The sequence below is a fragment of the Flavobacterium sp. genome (assembly GCF_039916025.1).
Classification (GTDB): domain Bacteria; phylum Bacteroidota; class Bacteroidia; order Flavobacteriales; family Flavobacteriaceae; genus Flavobacterium.
The window spans coordinates 1-21544 of record NZ_JBDSMB010000107.1 but is presented as its reverse complement, the minus strand read 5'-3'; the positions used below and the strand labels follow the sequence as shown (position 1 = coordinate 21544).

Below are 21544 nucleotides of genomic sequence, written 5' to 3'. Positions count from 1 at the left end.
TTGCAAAACCTCTTAAGGTGGTTATTGCGTCGGGGCTCACCTCTTCCCATTCCGAACAGAGAAGTTAAGCCCGACTGCGCAGATGGTACTGCAGTTATGTGGGAGAGTATGTCGCTGCCTTTTTTTAGTAACCCTGACCCAAACGGTCAGGGTTATTTTTTTTTAGAATCCCTTTCATGAAGATGAAAGGGATTTTTTGTTTATACTATTTTCCGAAGGGAATTTTTTCTATAATGTCTGAATATTGTTTTCCATCGAACTTTCGCACATGTAGAGCATCACAATTAAATTGGAATGCAACATCAATAGGTTTGAATAGCTCAAAAGCAGTAATCATTCTTTCACCATAAATTTTACGGGCTATACTCATATGAGAATTGACATTATTTGCATTAACCTTGAAACCTAGAAACTTAAGCATATCTATAATTAAGGTGTCAAGATAAATTTTTGAAAGAGCATCCGGAGCTATGAAGAATGTCCCTGCATTTTCAAAGCTACCCAATGAATTGAATGTTACTTTTTGTGATAAGAAAGTTTTGCAGCATTCCCTGACAGCATCTATATAAAGAGACAACTCCATTTCATTTTCAAACTGAATAACTGTGATATGAGCCGCTGAATCTGCACTATTAAACCATTTTATTTTATTTTTTAGTAATTGTTTCCAGGAGTTTATTAATGCTGACTGTTCAGGTGTTGGGAAAATAACCAATGAAAATTGAGGAGTGGGTTTCATGATTGAAATATATTGTGTGAGGGATGGAAGTGGCATCCTTTTTACTGTTTTAATCCAAAGTGTCTTTTATATAACACAATGCAACAAAACAGTAAAAAGATATAACGGACAGCCCGACCCGAAGGGGCACACCCAAATTATGATTTATGCAATTGACAGTATTCGCAATGCTCACTTACCACACATTCGCTGTGTTTAGGATTTGTTGGACGGCAGGTTTCCCTTCCTAAAAATGAGATAGCTATACCGATATCACCCCAAATTTCTTTGGGTAAAACCTGCATCAATTGTTTTTCGATTTTGTTTCCATCTTTTGATTCCTGAACCAATCCGATTCTTGGTGCTACTCTTATAACATGCAAATCGCAGATAATTCCTTCTGCCGGAGCTTCAGCTTCGCGCATAATGACATTGGCAGATTTTCTACCAATACCTTTAAGGGCAACTAATTCATCCATAGTTGTGGGGATGTTTTTATCGGTTTTAATGGTTTGAGCAATTTCGATAAGCCAGTTGGCTTTGGTGTTGAAATTACGGACTTTGGTGATGTAAGGAATCAATTCTTCAATGGAAGTTTCTGATAAAGATTTCAGGGTTGGAAAGGCCTCGAAAAGTGGTGGCGCCACTTTATTGATGTTGGCATCTGAATCCTGTGCAGAAAGAACGACCATCACCAGCAATTGATACAAATTATTATAATCTAACGGATGTTTCTTGTTTTTGTATTTCTGAATAAGTGGTTTTAAAATCGTGGCCCAGTCTTTATTTTTATCGAATAATTCCATATTGATTTAGTTTTTAATAAAATTAATGATTTTTTCAATTACATTTTTATCGCCCAGAATTTTTCTATGTCCTAATTTTTCTGTGATGAGAATTTCTCCATTCTTTATATTGCGATTAATATTATGAGCGGCTTTGACCGATATTTCATCATCATGTTCATCATGGATAATCAAAACAGGAATTTCAACTGTTTTTGCTGCAAAACTTGCAGAATAACTTTCCATCTCAACACCAAACTTTTTCTCAAAATGTGCTTTCATCATTAAAGCGGTTTCCGGTCTTAATTCCATCTTTAAAATAAAATCATCCATTATATCCTGAATAATATCGCCAGTGCCAATGATTACGGCTTTTTTAACCGACAATCCTTCTTTTATAGCATTAAGAATTGACATGCCACCAAGCGAATGTCCGATAGTAAATTCAAATGGGCCAAAGTGTTTCTCGATTTCAAGAATTGAAGCAATAAATTCAGGCATTAATGTGGTTTTGCTTGCTGATTTTCCATGTGCCGGAGCATCAAAACTTATGGTTGAAAACCCATTTTGAAGTAATTCGTCAGCGATTTTAAAAAGCTGGGTTCCTCTTCCGGACCAACCGTGAACCAACAATACTTTACGTTCACTTTCACCATATTGATACACAACAATCTCTTTATTAATCTTTGGAATGAACAGTTTTGTTTGTTTACTATTTTCTTCCATTTGTAATTCTCTCTTCGGAATTCTATGTTTAAGGGGCGTTGTAAATAGTTTTGCAGCAAAAAGTGTAGCCAATTTTGGAGAAATTGCTTGTAATAATTTAGCCGTTCGCGTTATTATTTTCGGAATTTGCAATGATTGACTGGGTATGTCACTTTTTTTTGTCATTTCAATAAAATTATACCGCAATTTATAACTTATTATATTTTTCTCTAAATTACAACTTCCTAAAATTACAATTAAAATGCAAAACCAAACCCGAATTATAATTGAAAACGTTTCTCCACAACTTGACGGTGGAGCTTTTTTTATCAAAAGAATTGTAGGTCAAAAAGTTGTAGTTACAGCTAATGTCTTTTCTGATGGTCACGATGTTGTAGCTTGTAGTGTGAAATTTAAACATGAATCAGAAAAAAAGTGGCAGGAAGTCAGAATGACTGAAACCGAAAATGATGAATGGAAAGCAGAATTCAAAGTAGAAAAACAGGGTTTTTATTCCTATTTAGTTGAAGGTTGGGTTGATTATGCTTTGAACTGGCAGCACGGAACGCAACGAAAAATTGAAGACAATCAGCATGTGAAATCAGAATTGCTCGAAGGTGCAGAATTTTGTCAGGCAATTTTAAAAGAAGTATCAGCTGCCGAAAAAACATATCTAACCGCAGCTGCAAAAGCATTCCAGGATGCAAAACAATATGACAAAGCGATTGCAATAGCATTATCAGCAGAATTACACCATATTTTTAGAAATTATCCAACGCGAACTTTAGCGAATGTTTCAACAGAATTGAAGATTTATGTGGATAGAAAAAAGGCATTATTCAGCACCTGGTATGAATTTTTCCCACGTTCGGCTTCACAGGAGAAAGGCAAACACGGAACTTTTAAAGATTGCGAAAAACTGTTGCCCAGAGTTTCTGCAATGGGATTTGATACTTTATATTTTCCGCCGATTCATCCTATTGGTGAAGTAAACAGAAAAGGGAAAAATAATGCAACAAATGCCGCAAAAGGCGATGTCGGTTCGCCTTGGGGAATTGGTTCCAAGCATGGCGGACATAAAGCGATACATCCCGAATTGGGAACGCTAGCCGATTTTAAATCATTGGTAAAAGCTGCCAAAAGTGTGGGAATTGAAGTTGCCATGGATTATGCGTTGCAGGCTGCACCAGATCATCCTTATGTGAAAGATTTTCCACAATGGTTCAAATGGCGTCCCGACGGAACAGTACAATATGCCGAAAATCCACCAAAGAAATACCAGGATATCCAACCTATTTATTTTGAAAGCGGTGATTGGAAAAACCTTTGGAAAGAGTTGCTGGATGTAGCTTTGTTTTGGGTTGAAGAATGTGATATTAAGGTTTTCAGAGTTGACAATCCGCATACGAAACCATTTTATTTTTGGGGTTGGCTGATTGCAGAAATCAAGAAAAAACATCCTGATGTTTTGTTTTTAGCAGAAGCTTTTACACGTCCAAAAATTATGCATGAATTGGCCAAACAAGGTTTCACGCAATCATACTCTTATTTCACTTGGAGAAACACCAAAGCCGAACTGATTGAATATGTTGAAGAATTAACCAAAACGGAACAAAGTGAATTTTTCCGTCCAAACTTTTGGCCAAATACACCAGATATTTTACCGTATGCTTTGCAAAGCGGACATGAAAGCGTTTACCTTCACAAATACTTTTTGGCGGCCACGTTGAGTTCCAGCATTGGAATATACGGACCTGTTTATGAATACATGGTTTCGGAAGCGATGCCTGGAAAAGAAGAATATCACAATTCTGAGAAATATGAATTCTTTAATTGGGATTGGACGGTTCAGAATAAATTAATTACGGTAATTTCCCGATTAAATAAAATCAGACACGAACAACCTTCATTGCAGCAAACGAATAATATACAGTTTTGTGCAACCGATAACGATCAGGTTTTGGCGTATTACAAATATGACGATGATAAGTTAGATGAGACTTTGATGATTTGCAGCATCGATCCATATTATGCCAAACAAACATGGGTTCAATTGCCGTTGCAGGCGTTAGGAATTCAAGCTGGGCAACCTATTCGTGTTGTTGAATTAATTACAGGAAACAGTTATATTTGGGACAAAGAGTGGAATTTTGTAGAGCTAAATCCAGCGCTGCCATTCCATTTATTTAAAATTCTGAAGTAGTAATTAGTGAATAGTGATTAGTAAATAGCAAATACAAAAGTTTAAAATTGAAAATATAGCGTAAAGCATAAGATTATGGAAAATTCTAACCAGGATACTTTTTCGACACCATTTGTTTTTAAAACAGATTGGAAAACTGCGTTTGAAGACGAGGAATTTGTCAAAGTATTCTCTTCGGATATTTTAGAACAATATATTATCAATAAACGTTGGTACGGCGGAAAGGCCAGCACTTTGAAATATATCGAAGTCGTGGATCATTTTAAAATTACTTCAAAGAAGAATGTTTATTATGGTGTGTTGCTTGAAGTGAATTTTAAGGAAGCATTTTACCAGCATTACTTTATGCCTTTGGCATTTATGGCCGAAGAAGAATTGGACACCAATACGATTATTGCGCCTGTAAAAATGGGCAATCAGCAGGGTTTCTTGGTAGATGCTTTGCATCAGGAAGACTTTAGAAAGTTGCTATTTGAGAATATTGTGCAATCAAAAAATAACCCTGAATTAAAACTGGTTTTTCACAAAGGAACTAAGTTTGAAGATAAAGAATATAAAACGTCCAAGTTTATGGGCGTTGAGCAAAGCAATACATCTATAATCTACAACGATTCATTTGTGCTAAAGATTTTCCGACGCATTTATGTCAGTACAAATCCCGATTATGAAATCAGTCGTTTCTTAACGGAACGCATGAATTTTAAGAGTTCGCCGGCGTATACAGGAAGTATCAATTTGGCTCTGCCCGAAGGAAATATTACACTTGGTTTGATGCAGGAATTAGTTCCGAATCAGGGTGACGCTTGGAAGTTTATGCTTGAGGAAATTGATGTTGTTTTTAGTAATTTGAAAACAAAGAAAATAAAGATTGACAAGCTTCCGGACATTCCATTATTCAAACGCGTTAAGATTAACGAAATTCCGCCTGAGATTATTGATTGGGTTGGATTGGGGTTGTTTCTTCGCATTCAAACGATGGCAAAACGCACAGCAGAAATGCATATTGCGCTTGGCGGAGACATTCATGATACAGCTTTTACGCCAACAACTTATAACGGAGATTATACAGTTTGGCTGAAAAACAGAATGCTGTATCAGTTTCAAAACCGATTAAATATTATAGAAAATAGTCTGCATAAACTTGACGGATTAGCGCTTGAGTTAGCACATCAGTTTATGGAAAACAAAAAAATGGTGCGTAAACATTTTGTCGATTTTGATTGGACAAAAATGAAATCAGAGCGTATCCGGATTCATGGCGATTATCATTTGGGGCAAATATTAGTAAATGGTGACGATTTCTATTTATTGGATTTTGAAGGCGAACCAGAAAGCACCATTCGTGACCGAAAAGTAAAACAGCCGCCATTGAAAGATGTTGCTGGTTTGTTCCGTTCGTTTCATTACGCCATTTATGCGACGATTTTTAACAACAAAGACAAATATCCTTACGACCAAGAACATCTTTTTCATGCTGCTGAAGTATTGTTTAACTACTTTGTAGGCTGCTTTTTGGAGACTTACGTTGAGAAAGCACAATCAGGAAATTTGAATATTGGTTACAACCATGAAATTGATTTTTTACTGAAATATTGCCTGATAGAAAAAGCAGTTTACGAATTGGGTTACGAACTAAACTCACGTCCTCGCTGGGCAGTGATTCCGTTGAGAGGTATTCAGAGTATAATGGGGTATTAAAAATAATTACGAATTGTGAATTGTGAATTAATTTGGAATAATTTCACAAAAGACAAAACCTTGCTAGCCGTGATTGCAGCAGCTACCATGTAGCGCGGAAAGCGGGAAAATGGATAACAAGAAAGCGCTAACCATTCGCTTCAAAAAAGAAAATAAAAAATTCGTGTATTCGTGGCAAAACCACAAAACAAAAACAATATAAAATGAACCAAGTACAAGTACATTCACTTTTCACTGATTTTGATATCGATTTATTCAAAGCAGGAAAGCATTTTAGATTATACGAAAAAATGGGAGCACATCTGATGGAAGTCAACGGTGTAAAAGGCGTTTACTTTGCGGTTTGGGCGCCATCGGCACGCTCGGTTTCTGTGGTTGGTGATTTCAACTATTGGATTCAGGGCGAGCATCAACTCAATGTTCGTTGGGATGGTTCAGGCATTTGGGAAGGATTTATTCCAGGTGTTGAAAAAGGTACGACCTATAAATATAAAATCCAGTCAAGTAATAACGGAATTATTACTGAGAAAGCCGATCCTTTTGCTTTATACTGTGAGCATCCGCCACAAACGGCTTCTGTCATTTGGGATTTGGATTATAAGTGGAAAGACAAAAAGTGGATGGATAACCGAAAAGATAAAAATGGTTTGGACAAGCCATATTCGGTATATGAAGTGCATTTGGGTTCTTGGAAAAGAAATAGTGAAGGTAAGTTTTTGACTTATCTTGAATTGGCTGATGAATTGGTTGATTACGTTAAAGAAACTGGTTTCACGCACGTCGAGTTTATGCCAATCATGGAATATCCTTATGATCCATCTTGGGGTTATCAATTAGTAGGTTATTTTGCGCCAACATCACGTTTCGGAAAACCACAGGATTTTATGGTTTTGGTGGATAAATTACATCAAGCCGGAATTGGAGTAATCCTCGATTGGGTTCCGTCACACTTTCCTGATGACGCGCATGGTTTAGGATTTTTTGATGGTTCAAACTTATATGAGCATCCGGACAGACGAAAAGGATATCATCCTGATTGGAAGAGTTTGGTATTCAACTATGGCAGAAATGAAGTGCGTTCGTTCCTGATAAGTAATGCGATTTTTTGGTTACACCAATATCATGCTGATGGTTTGCGTGTAGATGCTGTGGCGTCAATGTTATACTTGGATTACTCAAGAAAAGATGGCGAATGGGAACCAAACATTTTCGGAGGAAGAGAAAACTTAGACACGATTAGTTTCCTAAAAGATTTCAACGAAGCGGTTTATGCTGATTTTCCGGATACGCAAACTATAGCTGAAGAAAGCACCAGTTTTCCAATGGTTTCGAGACCAACATTTATCGGTGGTTTAGGTTTCGGAATGAAATGGATGATGGGCTGGATGCACGATACGTTGCAGTATTTCAAAAAAGAAAGCGTGTATAGAAAATTCCACCAAAACGATTTGACTTTCTCAATGACGTATGCGTTTACTGAGAATTTCATGCTGCCATTATCTCACGACGAAGTGGTTTATGGAAAGCAATCAATTTTGGGCCGAATGACCGGCGACGAATGGCAGAAATTTGCGAATCTTCGTTTGTTGTATGGCTATATGTTTACACATCCCGGAACCAATTTATTGTTTATGGGTTCCGAATTCGGGCAAAGTTCTGAGTGGAATTTTGAAGGAAGTTTGGATTGGCATTTGCTGCAGTTTGGTTATCACGATGGCATCAAAAAATGCATCACCGATTTGAATGCTTTGTATAAAAACAATCCGGCATTGTATGAAAAACAATTCCATGTGGATGGTTTTGAATGGATAAATTATTCCGATAGTGAAAATGCTATTTTGAGCTATATCCGAAAAGGAAACAACGAAAAAGAAAGCTTGGTTGTCGTGTGTAATTTCACTCCGGTTGTTAGAGATAATTATAGAATTGGATTGCCAACAAAAGGCAAACTAACACAGATTTTCAATTCCGACAGCACCGAATACGGCGGAAGCGGAGTAGTAATGACAAAACCAATCAAGATTGATAAAACTCCATGGAATTACAGAGATTATTCAGCCGAATTAGTCTTGCCACCATTAGGAGTTACGGTTTATAAAATATCTTAATTAATTATAAATTTTGCCACGAATACACGAATAATTTTGAATCAAATTTTCAAAAAAAACATTCGTGCATTCTTGGCTCTTTTATTTATCATCATCCGCAAACGTTATAGTTAAAAACTACTCTAATAACTTGCTGTGTTTTAGATTTCATCTTTGTAAATTTGGCAACACGACATTAAAAAATCAATATGATTACCAATCAGGAACTTGAGCATAAAGGAGATCAGACGCCTTCCAAAATAGTTAGTTTTAATCAGGATGTTGACAGCATCTATTTCAATACTGACAATAATGTAATTCTAAAAGTTACCATACTTCGAGATAGTTTAATCCGTTTCAGATATACTACAAAAGGATATTTCAGCAATGACTTTTCGTATGCCATTGATAAGACACAATCGCACGGTTACAACCAACTGGAAGTTGTTGAAGAATCTCATTTTTATCTGATAAAAACCAGCAAAGTATTCTGTAAAATCAACAAGAAAAACATGAAAATATCGATTCATGATATTGATGGTTTTACGATTTTGGAAGACGAAAGTGGGTTTCATTGGGAAGAAAGTTATGAGCATGGTGGAAACGTTGTAAAAATGAGTAAAATGTCGAAAGATGGCGAAAGTTTTTACGGAATGGGAGATAAGCCAACGCATTTAAACCTAAAAGGAAAACGTGTTGAGAATTGGGCAACCGACCAATATGCATTCCATAAAGACCAGGAACCATTATACAAAGTCGTGCCTTTCTATATTGGATTGCACCATAACAAAGCTTATGGCGTTTTCTTTGACAATACGTTCAGAACGTTTTTTGATTTTTGCCACGAACGAAGAAATGTAACTAGCTTTTGGGCAGAAGGTGGTGAAATGAATTACTACTTTGTTTATGGTCCAAAAATGGCGGATGTAGTTACAACTTATACACATTTGACAGGAAAACCAGAGCTTCCGCCAATGTGGACTTTGGGTTATCACCAATGCAAATGGAGTTATTATCCGGAAAGCAAAGTCAAAGAAGTTACCAGCAAATTCAGAGAGTTAAAAATTCCATGTGATGCTATTTATTTAGACATCGATTATATGGAAGGTTTCCGTTGTTTTACCTGGAGCAAAGAATATTTTCCTGAGCCAAAACGAATGGTCGCCGAATTAGCGAAAGATGGTTTCAAAACCGTTGTTATCATTGATCCCGGAATCAAAATCGATAAAGATTACTGGGTTTATCAGGAAGCGCTGAAGAATGATTATTTCTGTAAACGTGCCGATGGACCTTTTATGAAAGGAAAAGTTTGGCCGGGCGAATGCAATTTCCCTGATTATACCAATCCGGAAGTTCGCGAATGGTGGGCAGGATTATTCAAGGAATTGATTTCAGAAATAGGAGTGAAAGGCGTTTGGAATGATATGAACGAACCAGCAGTAATGGATGTTCCAGGGAAAACTTTCCCTTCAGATGTGCGTCATGATTATGATGGGAATCCTTGCAGTCATCGAAAAGCACACAACATTTATGGAACCCAAATGGCAAGAGCAACTTATGAAGGTGTCAAGCGTTTTGCGTATCCAAAAAGACCATTTATCATTACGCGTTCGGCTTATTCAGGAGCGCAGCGTTATACTTCTTCGTGGACTGGCGATAATGTTGCCAGTTGGGAACATTTATGGATTGCGAATATTCAAATGCAGCGAATGTCAATTTCAGGAATGGGTTTCACCGGTTCGGATATTGGTGGATTTGCGGAACAACCTTCGGGCGAATTGTATGCCAGATGGATTCAGTTAGGTGTTTTTCATCCATTCTGCAGAACACATTCTTCGGGTGATCACGGTGAACAGGAACCTTGGTCATTTGGTCAGGAAGTAATTGATATTACCAGAAAATTTGTCGAATTGCGTTACCAATTGTTGCCTTATTTGTATACGATGTTTTGGCAATATGTAAATGAAGGAACACCAATGTTGAAGCCGTTGGTTTATTTTGATCAGGACGATTTGCATACACATTACAGAACAGACGAATTTATTTTTGGAAATCAAATTTTAGTTTGCCCAATATTAGAGCCGAATGCGCAAGGAAGACGTATGTATCTGCCAAAAGGAAATTGGTACAACTACTGGACGAATGAATTCAACGAAGGAAAAAAAGAACTTTGGATAAAAACAGATTTTGACCAGATTCCGATTTTTATAAAGGAAGGCGCCATTATTCCAAAATATCCAGTGCAGCAGTATGTTGGCGAATTACAGTTTGATGAATTGACATTGGATGTTTATTACAAATTAGGAAAAGAAAAATCTACGGTTTATGAAGATGCTCAGGATGGCTATGATTATAACAAAGGACGATTCTCGTTGCGGACATTTACGTTAAACGGAAAAGAAAAAGAACTTTTTATTCAACAACATACCGAAGGAACTTTTGAAACGCATTATTCTAAATTCAAAATCAATTTAAAAGCTTTACCATTCAAAGTAAAAAGAGTGGAAATTGATAACGAAAAAATAACATTGGATTCACTTCAGTTTAACGGAGACAATACATTGATATTATATAAAGATTTCACAGAATTACATATAATTGGCGCATAAAATTTTCATAAATTTGAATCATAAAATCAAACATTATGAAAAATAGAATTTTATTTTGCGGAATCTTATTGATAGGATTGTCATTCTCATGCTCCACTAATCCATTTACTGGAAAAAACACTTTAGCTTTAGTTCCGAATAGCGAAATTTTGCCTTCGGCATTTGCTCAATATGGAACATTCTTAAAAGAAAATAAAGTTATTTCAGGAACAGCAGATGCTAATAAAGTAGTAAACGTTGGAACCAAAATCAAAAATGCTGCAGAGAAATGGCTTGATGCCAATGGTTATAAAGGCTATTTGAAGGATTATCAGTGGGAATATAAATTGGTGGAAAGCAAAGAAGTAAATGCCTGGTGCATGCCTGGTGGAAAAATTGTGGTGTATTCCGGAATTCTTCCAATTACGAAAGATGAAGCTGGTTTAGCAACAGTTCTGGGTCATGAAGTTTCACATGCTTTGGCTAATCACGGTCAACAACGTATGAGTGCTGGGCTTTTACAACAGCTTGGTGGTACTGGTGTTGCATTGGCTACCGGAGGAAAAAGTGCTGAAACACAACAATTGGCAATGACAGCTTATGGAGCTGCAACAGAAATTGGTGGAATGCTGCCATTTAGCAGAAGCCACGAAACAGAAGCGGATCAAATTGGTTTAACATTAATGGCAATTGCGGGTTACAATCCGGAGCAGGCTGTAGTTTTCTGGTCGAGAATGTCCGCAGCTTCAGGAGGTGGTGCACCACCGGAATTTTTGAGTACGCACCCATCTGATGCAACAAGGATTGCGAATTTAAAGAAATTGGTTCCTATAGCAAAAGCGGAAGCAGCTAAATTTGGCGTGATATATAAATAACATTCCAGTAACAAAAAAAGAGTATATTTGAATTCCGTCTCGTTCTAAAAACGAGACGGGATTTTTTATTTAAAAGACTTTCTATGCCAGTACTTCCTAAAGGTCATCCAAAATTACTCAATGCCTGGGCTTTCTATGATTGGGCAAATTCAGTTTATAGTTTGGTCATTGCTTCGGCAGTTTTTCCTATTTTTTACAACGCTTTGTTTGACAAAGACAATCCGTATGTCACTGTTTTAGGATATAGTTTCAAAAACTCGGCACTTATAAGTTTTGTTACGGCTGCCGCTTTCCTTTGTGTAGCCTTATTTTCTCCATTGCTTTCGGGTATTGCAGATTATATGGGAAACAAAAAGATTTTCATGCGTATCTTTAATTATATTGGAGCTTTGTCATGCATCGGATTGTACTTTTTCGATTTAAGTAATATTGGACTTGGTCTAACATTTTACTTTTTTGGATTGATTGGTTTTTGGGGAAGTTTGGTATTTTACAATTCGTATTTGCCAGATATTGCTTTTCCGGAACAACAGGATAAAATCAGTGCCAAAGGCTATTCGCTGGGTTATATAGGAAGCGTTATATTGCTTGTTGTCAACCTGGCGATGATAATGAAACCAACACTTTTTCATATTTCGGGAACGCCGGGCGAAGCATCTATGAAAGCAATGCGTTATTCGTTTATGACGGTTGGAATTTGGTGGATTGTTTTTAGTAAATACACTTATTTTTATTTACCAAAAGGGAATTCCAATAAAGAGAAAGTAAACTTTTCGGTTGTATTCAATGGTTTCCGGGAACTCAAAAAAGTTTGGAAATTGCTACAATCCGAAATTCCGTTAAAAAGATATTTACTGAGTTTCTTTGTGTTTAGTATGGCAGTGCAAACGGTAATGCTTATTGCAACTTATTTTGGCGCTCAGGAAATTCAGTGGAGCAGCCCTGAAGAAAGTCAAATCGGATTGATAACATGTATTCTTTTAATACAACTGATTGCGATTGCCGGTGCAATCTTGACTTCAAAGGCTTCGGCAAAATTTGGAAATGTAAATGTGCTGATTGTCTTAAATGCGTTTTGGCTTTTGCTTTGCGGATTTGCTTATTTCATAACGACTCCAATGCATTTTTATATTATGGCTAGTTTGGTCGGATTAGTCATGGGTGGAATTCAGGCATTGGGAAGATCAACCTATTCTAAGTTTTTACCAAAAACAGACGACACAACTTCTTTTTTTAGTTTTTATGATGTTTCCGAAAAAATCGGAATTGTTATCGGAATGCTGGTTTATGGATTAATTGATCAAATTACCGGAAGCCCAAGATTTGCTATTGTCTTTTTGGGAATATTTTTCTTAGCTGGAATGTTATTATTGTTGAGAATTCCCAAAAAAGTATTGTCATAAATTCAAAAAAAATTATATTTGGTCTTTATTTATAAAACGGTTATGAAAAACATAAAATTATTAGCAGGCATATTCTTGATTTTAACAGCTTTTACTTTCACTTCATGTGATAATGAACCAATTGATAGTGCCATCGATTTAGATGATTTTACTCCAATAGGCGGAGGCGGAGGCGCTGGTACATTTACTGCAAAAATTGGAAGTGATACCTTTAATGCACAGCAAATAATAGCTGAAGTATCAGGTTCTGCTTTTGGGCCGGAAATAAATATTGCAGGTGTTATGCCTAACGGAAAACTAATGAATGTTCAATTAATAAATCCGGCAGTCGGAACTTTTACAGCAAATACCAATTTTGAAACCTTATTATTTTTTCAATATAATGAAGATTTGACGGGAACTAATTCTTTTAGTTCTTTCAATTCTGCCACGACTGAATCTGTTGGTACATTAACGATAACACAATTTGACATTGCAGCCAAAAAGATATCAGGAACGTTCAGTTTTACAGGCTTTGATTCTTCAGGTTCTACAAATCAAAGGCAAATTACAGAAGGTGTCATAAACAACGTAACCTTTACTGTCGCACCCTAATATTTTTAAAATATATTAAAAAACCGTCTCGTCTTATGGACGAGACGGTTTTTTTGTGGCATAATACTTGACTTACTAGGGCGCTAAACGATAATATTAGATTATATATCGATTTTAACCAAAATCAACTGCCATACATCGATTTTAATTTATTTCTTAAAAAAGATGTCCTACATTTGTTTAGCATTGAATAATTTCTAATGTCATTTTGACTTAAATACACACCATGTCAAACCGTAATATCATATCTTTTGACAATCTGTCACTACAAGAATTCGATACAGAAACCGATTTAATACCACTTTTAACACCCGAAGACGAAGAAGAAATGAATAACGAAGAATTACCAAATTCTTTGCCTATTCTGCCTTTACGTAATACTGTGCTTTTTCCCGGAGTCGTAATTCCAATTTCGGCAGGAAGAGATAAATCTATAAAGCTTATAAACGATGCCAATGCCGGAAATAAAATCATTGGAGTTGTTGCCCAAAAAAATGAAGAAGACGAAGATCCAACAAAAAACGACATTTATACCGTTGGAACTGTAGCACAAATTCTCCGTGTTTTGAAAATGCCCGATGGTAATATCACCGTTATCCTGCAGGGAAAAAAGCGTTTTGCCATTGATGCCGTTACTACTGAAAAACCATATCTGAAAGCTACGATAAAAGAAGTTGAAGAAAAACGTCCTGGAAAACATGACACCGAATTTCAGGCAATAATTGACTCAACCAGAGAGTTAGCTATCGAAATCATAAAGGAAAGTCCAAACATTCCAACTGAAGCTACTTTTGCTATAAAGAATATTGAAAGCCAGTCTTTCTTAGTCAATTTTGTTTCTTCTAACATGAATCTTACGGTTAAAGAAAAACAGGATTTATTGATGACTAATGCTTTAAAAGAAAGAGCTTTAGAAACTTTGCGTTACATGAATGTTGAATTGCAAAAACTCGAACTTAAGAACGATATTCAATCTAAAGTTCGTTTTGATTTAGACCAACAGCAAAGAGAATATTTCCTCCACCAACAAATGAAAACCATTCAGGAAGAATTGGGTGGCGTTTCAAATGAGCAGGAAATTGAGGAAATGCGAATGAAGGCCAAAACCAAAACCTGGGATGTCAAAACAGCCAAACATTTTGAGAAAGAAATTTCCAAAATGCAACGCATGAATCCACAGGCGCCTGACTTTGGTATCCAAAGAAACTATCTGGAATTATTTTTAGAGTTGCCTTGGAGTCACTATTCCAAAGATAATTTTGATTTGAAACGTGCTCAGAAAATTATTGACCGCGACCATTTTGGTTTAGACGATGTAAAGAAAAGAATCATAGAACATTTAGCAGTTTTGAAATTGCGAAATGATATGAAGTCGCCAATAATCTGTTTGACCGGACCTCCGGGAGTTGGAAAAACATCTATCGGAAAGTCAATTGCAGAAGCATTGGGTAGAGAATATGTTCGAATATCACTTGGCGGTTTGCGCGACGAAGCTGAAATACGCGGACACAGAAAAACCTACATTGGCGCAATGCCCGGAAGAATTATCCAAAGCCTGAAAAAAGCAGGAACTTCCAATCCGGTTTTTGTTTTGGATGAAATTGATAAACTATCAAATTCGCACCAAGGCGATCCATCATCCGCTTTGCTTGAAGTTTTAGACCCTGAACAAAACAGCGATTTCTATGATAACTTCCTTGAAATGGGTTATGATTTGTCCAAAGTCATGTTCATCGCGACTTCCAATAATATGGCAACCATTCAACCTGCGTTGCGCGATAGAATGGAAGTAATCAAAATGACAGGTTATACCATTGAAGAAAAAGTAGAAATTGCACGTCAGCATTTGTTTCCAAAACAATTGAAAGAACACGGATTGAAAGCAAAAGATTTAACTATTGGCAAGAAACAATTAGAAAAAATTGTGGAAGGTTATACGAGAGAATCTGGTGTTAGAAGTTTGGAACAAAAATTAGCTCAGGTTATCCGTAATGCTGCAAAATCAGTAGCGATGGAAGAAGAGTATAATACGAAAGTTACCGATGAAGATATTGTCAAAATTCTTGGCGCACCAAAATTAGCACGTGATAAATCAGAAAGCAATGATGTGGCCGGAGTTGTAACAGGTTTGGCATGGACATCAGTTGGTGGTGATATCTTATTTATTGAATCTTTGATTTCGGCAGGAAAAGGAAATTTAACTTTGACGGGAAATCTGGGAACCGTAATGAAAGAATCGGCAACGATTGCTATGGAATACTTAAAAGCCAATGCAGAAATTTTCGGATTAGAGCCGGAAATGATTTCCAAATATAACATTCACCTACACGTTCCGGAAGGTGCAACGCCAAAAGATGGGCCAAGCGCCGGAATTGCTATGTTGACTTCTTTAGTTTCACTTCTGACACAAAGGAAAATAAAGAAAAATTTAGCCATGACCGGCGAAATCACTTTGCGTGGAAAAGTGTTGCCTGTTGGCGGAATCAAAGAAAAAATCCTGGCTGCTAAAAGAGCCAACATCAAGGAGATTATTTTGTGTCACGAAAACAAAAGCGATATAGACGAAATCAAAGCGGATTATATTGATGGTCTAACGTTTCATTATGTAAAAGAAATGAGCGAAGTCATTGATTTCGCATTGACAAATCAGAAAGTAAAAAACGCTAAAAAATTGTAAAATAGTTGCAAAAATAAAGGGCAAAGGCATAGGTAAAATAACGCTTATGCCTTTTTCTTTTAACTTTTTTTCATCCGATATAAAATAATATCTTCGCATTTCCGTTATAGTATATAGCATAAGTCATTTTTTGATGTTTAAAAAAGCAATTTGTATTGGGTTTTGTCTCGCTAATTTGGTCAGTTTTGGCCAAGTTGGAGGAAAGTCAATATACCAATTTCTAAATTTAGTGACATCGCCAAGACAAGCGGCTTTAGGCGGAAAAGTAATTACCTTTTACGATAGCGATGTCAATCAGGGACATTTTAACCCAGCGAATATAAATCCTGAAATGGATAATAAACTGGCTTTGAATTATGGAAGTTATTTTGGTGAAGTTACCTACGGAACAGCTTCTTATGCTTACACTTACGACCGGCATGTGCAAACCTTTTTTGGTGGCGTAAACTATGTGAATTACGGAAAATTCGATGGTTATGACGAAAACGGTCAGGCGACTTCAAATTTTACCGGAAGTGAGATTGCGTTGACTTTTGGTTATGCTTATAATATTCCGGGTTCCGATTTTTATGTTGGTGCTAATGCCAAGTTAATTTCTTCTACTTTAGAAAGTTACAATTCCTTTGGTGCCGCAATCGATATTGGTGGATTGTTTATCGATACACGAAACGATGTAAATTGGGCAATATCCATTCGAAATGTCGGATTACAAATCACACCTTATGCTGAAACACGTGAAAAATTACCTTTAGAAGTGCTGATTGGTGTTTCACAATTGATGGAAAATGTTCCGATTCGTTGGCACTTAACGCTGGAAAATATGCAACAATGGCAATTGGCGTTTTCCAATCCGAACAGAGCGGAAGGTTCTTTAGATGGAGGTTCAACTCCTGAGAAAGTTTCTATCTTCGGAAATGCATTGCGTCACGTAATTATTGGTGCTGAATTATTTCCGGATAAAGGCTTTAATTTACGGGTTGGTTATAATTTCAGAAGAGCCGAAGAATTGCGTATCTTGGAACAGCGAAACTTCTCCGGAATTTCTGTTGGTTTCGGTTTGAAAATAAATAATTTAAAATTTAATTATTCCTATTCACGATATACATTAGCAGCCAATACGAGTCTTTTTGGCTTGACCATAGACTTTGCAAATGATTGATAATTACATATAAAACCGAAGATTCACGAACACCAAAAAAATAATTTTAAAATTGTGAGTAAAAAAATTACCATTGCCATCGACGGATTTTCTTCCACAGGGAAAAGTACATTAGCCAAACAATTGGCTAAACATTTGGGCTACGTGTATGTTGACACTGGTGCGATGTATCGTGCGGTAACTTTTTTCGCTATGGAAAAGGGATATATAACCACTGATTTCTTTGACAAGCAAACCTTAATTAACAGTTTACCTTCTATAAAATTGCATTTTGAATTCAATGCTGAATTAGGCTTTGCCGAAATGTATCTGAATGATGTCAATATAGAAAAGGAAATCAGAACGCTTCAAGTTTCCAATTTTGTGAGTTTGATTGCTGAAGTTTCTGCGGTCAGGGTCAAATTAGTTGAACAACAACAGGAAATGGGAAAAGGCAAAGGTATTGTGATGGATGGCCGCGATATTGGAACCGTAGTTTTTCCAAAAGCCGAACTCAAAGTATTTATGACAGCAAGTTCTGAAACAAGAGCGCAAAGACGTTTTGAAGAGTTACAGGAAAAAGAACAAAATGTTTCGTTTGATGAAGTTTTAAAAAATGTAGAGCAACGCGATTATATCGATACGCATCGGGATGATTCTCCTTTGAGAAAAGCCGATGACGCGATTGAAATTGACAATTCTTATCTCACTCGTGAAGAACAATTCGACGCCGTTTTGGAAATGGTTGAGGATGTGACGAAATCGTTGTAAATATTTGTTTATCTCGATTTAAATAGTAGATTTACGTTCTATTTTAACTAAATCAAGACTATTTTATGAGTATAAAATTCAGATTAACAATAATGAGTTTTCTCCAATTCTTTGTTTGGGGAGCATGGTTAATAACCGTTGGAAATTATTGGTTTGCTACAAAACAATGGAGCGGCGCCGAATTTGGAGCCATTTTTTCTACACTTGGAATTTCTTCTATCATTATGCCTGCTATCACAGGTATTATTGCCGATAAATGGATAAACGCAGAAAAGCTTTATGGCATACTTCATATTTTAGGAGGTTTGGCGCTTTGCTATATTCCACAAGTTGACAATCCAACTACTTTTTATTGGGTAATTTTTGCCGCTATGATGTGTTATATGCCGACAATTTCGTTATCCAATTCGGTAGCATATAATATTTTGAAAAGCAATGATTATGACGTTGTAAAAGTATTTCCACCTATCAGAGTTTGGGGAACAGTTGGTTTTATCGCTGCTATGTGGATTACCAATTTAACTGGAAATAAAGCTTCGGTCAATATGTTTTATTTATCTGCTTTTGCTGCATTTGCATTAGGTATTTATTCTTTTACTTTACCTAAATGTCCACCACAAAAATTAATATCAGAAGAAGCATCTGTTTTTGAAAAATTAGGACTGAATGCTTTCAAATTATTTGGAACTTATAAAATGGCTTTGTTTTTCTTATTCTCAATGTTGCTGGGTGGAGCACTACAACTAACCAACATGTATGGCGATGTTTATTTGTCAGAATTTGCAAAAGTTCCTGAATATGCAGATTCATTTGTTGTAAAATATTCTACAATTATATTGTCGATTTCTCAAATATCAGAAACCTTATTTATTCTGGCGATTCCATTTTTCTTAAAACGATTTGGTATCAAACAAGTAATGTTGATTTCGATGTTGGCTTGGGTATTGCGTTTCGGATTGTTTGCTTATGGAAATCCGGTTGATGGTTTATGGATGATTATAATGTCTTGTATTGTATACGGAATGGCATTTGATTTCTTTAATATTTCAGGTTCATTATTTATCGAAACTACTACCGATTCTAAAATTCGTTCTTCTGCGCAAGGTTTGTTTATGATGATGTCAAATGGTTTTGGAGCTTTCTTTGGAGGTATAATCAGTGGAATGATAATAGATACTTATTTTACCCATGACGGAGTTAGAGACTGGCACAACATCTGGCTTTCATTTGCCGGATATGCTTTAGTTATAGCAATCTTATTTGCAGTAATGTTTAAGCATAAACACAATCCTAATGATGTGGCGAATGTGAGTCATTAAAAATATAAAAAGAGCCTAAGTAATTAGGCTCTTTTTATTTTAATCAAATTCCATCGGATGTTCAGGGTCAACGAATTCATTTTCGTTTTTGGAAATTACTATCGCTGCGACTCCATTTCCGATGAAGTTGGTAATCGCTCTGGCTTCGCTCATGAATTTATCAACACCTAAAAGAAACGCCAAACCTTCGACAGGAATTTTATGAATCGCGGTCAAGGTAGAAGCCAAAACGATAAAACCACTTCCTGTTACTCCGGCCGCACCTTTTGACGTAATCATTAAAAGTCCGATTATCGTCAGAATTTCATAAAATGAAAGCGGAACATTATACAATTGCGCCAGAAAAATAACCGCCATTGAAAGATAAATCGATGTCCCGTCAAGGTTGAAGGAATAACCTGTTGGAACTACCAATCCAACTACCGATTTGCTGCAACCCATGCGTTCGAGTTTGTTCATTAAATTGGGTAAGGCAGGTTCTGATGATGAAGTTCCGAGCACAATCAATAATTCTGCTTTTAGGTATTTGATAAAATCTAAGATGCTTATTTTGTAATAACGCAGAATGCTGCCAAGAACCACGAAAATGAAAATGGCCATCGTGAGATAAACCGTAAGCATTAATTTTCCTAGAGGAATCAATGTTTCAAATCCAAACTTTCCAACGGTATATGCCATGGCTCCAAATGCACCAAGCGGCGCCAGATACATGACAAATTTTAATGCTTTGAAAACTACTTTAGACCAGTTGTATAAAACTGCAATTATGGTTTCTCTTTTTTTGTGATAGTTGAGTACAATGCCGCAAATGATGGCGACAACCAAAACCTGTAACGTAAAATTACTCATGAAGAAGTCGAGCCAATTGAAATGAGTTGCAGGATTTGAAGTGTATTTAGTTGCATCTTCTATAGCCAATCCTGATTTATCAATTTTTCCCGGTTGGATGATATATGCTGCGGTAATTCCAATGATTAAAGCAAATGTGGTTACGATTTCAAAATAAATAAGTGATTTGATTCCGATGCGACCAACTTTTTTCAAATCGCCCATACCGGCAATTCCCAAAACAATTGTCAGGAAGATGATTGGTCCGATAAAAATCTTTACAATATCGATAAATGTTTTACCAATAATTTCCATTTTCTGCCCGGTTGCAGGATTGAAATGACCAAGCAGCACTCCGCATATAATAGCAATCAATACCCAAAAAGTCAGATTGGTAATGGTTTTAAATAGGAAAGATTGGCTCTTTGGATTATTGGTTGTCATAGGTTTTGTTATTGGTTACAATTTACAATTATTTTTGAATGCAATACAATTCCTGTTTAGCCCCGATAGTAGTGGTACGCAGTAAAACGAATAGCGGGAAAATGGATTCCAAAAAAGCCCAAACCATTCGCTCCTAAACTTCTCTGTTTTTAGTGTTAAATTTCTCTTTATAAATGTTTTGTAATTAAGAAATTATGTGTAATTTTGCAGACCTTTTGGCGAAGAAGAGTTTCCTTTAGGTATCAACTATTTAAAACTAACACTGTTGTGTTTTTAATTGCATTAAGAAACTCGAGAAGCATAACATACAAATTATTTTATCAGCATGGCTGTATTAAACAAAGAACAAGAAGCGTTTTTAAGTGATTTTAACTGGCATAATTATGCAGAAGGAATTGACGCAGTAGATCAAAAAAACTTGGAAGAGTTTGAAAGCTTAGTTACAAAAACTTTCATTTCAACCGATCAGGAAGAAGTAGTGGAAGGTGTTGTAGTTAGAATTACTGACAGAGACGCAATTGTTGACATCAACGCGAAATCGGAAGGTGTAATTTCACTTAACGAATTCCGTTACAACCCGGCTTTAAAAGTTGGTGACAAAGTAGAAGTATTAATTGACATCCGTGAGGACAAAACAGGTCAGTTAGTATTGTCTCACAGAAAAGCAAGAACAATTAAATCTTGGGATAGAGTTATTTCTGCAAACGAAAC

At 36.2% G+C, this 21544-nt stretch carries 16 protein-coding genes and 1 rRNA gene; 13 read left to right on the top strand and 4 right to left on the bottom strand.

The window, feature by feature from the left end:
• Positions 1–13 precede the first annotated feature (13 nt).
• Positions 14–123 (top strand): 5S ribosomal RNA (gene rrf, locus ABIQ27_RS07525).
• Positions 124–205: 82 nt separating this feature from the next.
• Here the strand turns inward: rrf and ABIQ27_RS07520 are convergent.
• From ABIQ27_RS07520 to ABIQ27_RS07510, 3 genes are all read right to left on the bottom strand, one after another.
• Positions 206–739, bottom strand: a complete 534-nt coding sequence (locus tag ABIQ27_RS07520) for a 2'-5' RNA ligase family protein (RefSeq protein WP_348033189.1) — start codon at positions 737–739, stop codon at positions 206–208.
• A gap of 137 nt (positions 740–876) precedes the next feature.
• Positions 877–1524 carry an endonuclease III gene (gene nth / locus ABIQ27_RS07515; protein ID WP_348033188.1) on the bottom strand — a complete coding sequence of 216 codons (648 nt, stop codon included), beginning with the start codon at positions 1522–1524 and terminating at the stop codon, positions 877–879.
• Between the two features lie 6 nt (positions 1525–1530).
• Complete coding sequence (locus tag ABIQ27_RS07510) at positions 1531–2394, bottom strand: alpha/beta hydrolase (RefSeq protein WP_348033187.1); 864 nt, start codon at positions 2392–2394, stop codon at positions 1531–1533.
• Positions 2395–2470: 76 nt separating this feature from the next.
• Between ABIQ27_RS07510 and ABIQ27_RS07505 the strand changes: the two genes are divergently transcribed.
• From ABIQ27_RS07505 to ABIQ27_RS07455, 11 genes are all read left to right on the top strand, one after another.
• Complete coding sequence (locus tag ABIQ27_RS07505; protein ID WP_348033186.1) at positions 2471–4411, top strand: alpha-1,4-glucan--maltose-1-phosphate maltosyltransferase; 1941 nt, start codon at positions 2471–2473, stop codon at positions 4409–4411.
• 75 nt (positions 4412–4486) lie between these two features.
• On the top strand, positions 4487–6109 hold the full coding sequence (locus ABIQ27_RS07500; protein WP_348033185.1) for a trehalose synthase: 1623 nt from the start codon (positions 4487–4489) through the stop codon (positions 6107–6109).
• A 203-nt stretch (positions 6110–6312) separates the two neighbouring features.
• Entirely contained in the window at positions 6313–8217 is a 1905-nt protein-coding gene (glgB, locus tag ABIQ27_RS07495; RefSeq protein ID WP_348033184.1) for a 1,4-alpha-glucan branching protein GlgB, read from the top strand.
• 188 nt (positions 8218–8405) lie between these two features.
• Complete coding sequence (locus ABIQ27_RS07490; RefSeq protein WP_348033183.1) at positions 8406–10805, top strand: glycoside hydrolase family 31 protein; 2400 nt, start codon at positions 8406–8408, stop codon at positions 10803–10805.
• Between the two features lie 35 nt (positions 10806–10840).
• Positions 10841–11659, top strand: coding sequence for a M48 family metallopeptidase (locus ABIQ27_RS07485; RefSeq protein ID WP_348033182.1), 819 nt, complete (start codon positions 10841–10843; stop codon positions 11657–11659).
• An 83-nt stretch (positions 11660–11742) separates the two neighbouring features.
• Positions 11743–13062, top strand: a complete 1320-nt coding sequence (locus ABIQ27_RS07480) for an MFS transporter (RefSeq protein WP_348033181.1) — start codon at positions 11743–11745, stop codon at positions 13060–13062.
• A 42-nt stretch (positions 13063–13104) separates the two neighbouring features.
• Entirely contained in the window at positions 13105–13656 is a 552-nt protein-coding gene (locus ABIQ27_RS07475; RefSeq protein WP_348033180.1) for a DUF6252 family protein, read from the top strand.
• A 226-nt stretch (positions 13657–13882) separates the two neighbouring features.
• Entirely contained in the window at positions 13883–16333 is a 2451-nt protein-coding gene (gene lon / locus ABIQ27_RS07470) for an endopeptidase La (protein ID WP_348033178.1), read from the top strand.
• A gap of 133 nt (positions 16334–16466) precedes the next feature.
• The gene (gene porQ, locus ABIQ27_RS07465) at positions 16467–17492 is read left to right on the top strand and encodes a type IX secretion system protein PorQ (protein ID WP_348033177.1); all 1026 of its coding nucleotides are present in this window, start codon (positions 16467–16469) and stop codon (positions 17490–17492) included.
• A 54-nt stretch (positions 17493–17546) separates the two neighbouring features.
• Positions 17547–18242: a (d)CMP kinase gene (gene cmk, locus ABIQ27_RS07460; RefSeq protein ID WP_348033176.1), complete on the top strand. Its 696-nt coding sequence runs from the start codon at positions 17547–17549 to the stop codon at positions 18240–18242.
• A 65-nt stretch (positions 18243–18307) separates the two neighbouring features.
• Entirely contained in the window at positions 18308–19561 is a 1254-nt protein-coding gene (locus ABIQ27_RS07455) for a nucleoside permease (RefSeq protein WP_348033175.1), read from the top strand.
• A gap of 39 nt (positions 19562–19600) precedes the next feature.
• Here ABIQ27_RS07455 and ABIQ27_RS07450 read toward each other — a convergent pair whose 3' ends face one another.
• Positions 19601–20833, bottom strand: a complete 1233-nt coding sequence (locus tag ABIQ27_RS07450) for a cation:dicarboxylase symporter family transporter (RefSeq protein WP_348033174.1) — start codon at positions 20831–20833, stop codon at positions 19601–19603.
• Positions 20834–21158: 325 nt separating this feature from the next.
• Between ABIQ27_RS07450 and ABIQ27_RS07445 the strand changes: the two genes are divergently transcribed.
• Positions 21159–21544 (top strand): S1 RNA-binding domain-containing protein (locus ABIQ27_RS07445; protein ID WP_348033172.1); only part of this gene is annotated, 386 nt, incomplete at its 3' end.